This is a genomic window from Bacillus cereus group sp. BfR-BA-01316, assembly GCF_022664195.1.
In the GTDB taxonomy this organism is placed as follows: domain Bacteria; phylum Bacillota; class Bacilli; order Bacillales; family Bacillaceae_G; genus Bacillus_A.
Genome location: NZ_JAKUGX010000170.1, coordinates 1 through 205, shown reverse-complemented (window position 1 = coordinate 205; position 205 = coordinate 1). Strand labels below are relative to the sequence as shown.

The following is a 205-nucleotide window of genomic DNA, read 5'->3' as shown; positions in this document are numbered from 1 at the left end:
GTGGTCTTTAGAAGAAACGAAAGATCATCTGGAAATTTTTTTACTATTATTGCAAAAGAAAAAGGCGTGAGTAGATCACGCCTTTTTGTATACACTTTTTGAAATTTGTCCATTTGAGAGTACTTCACCGTTTTGTGTTACTTTTTTATACGTAACCGCTGTTATTTTATCACCAGTATTACTAATTACTTGAGAAGAAACTTCA

General features: G+C 31.7%; 1 pseudogene. It reads right to left on the bottom strand.

Features of this window, described 5'->3' with window-relative positions:
* Nucleotides 1–75: 75 nt before the first annotated feature.
* Nucleotides 76–205, bottom strand: a pseudogene (locus tag MR071_RS25415) (VanW family protein); the annotation flags it as partial.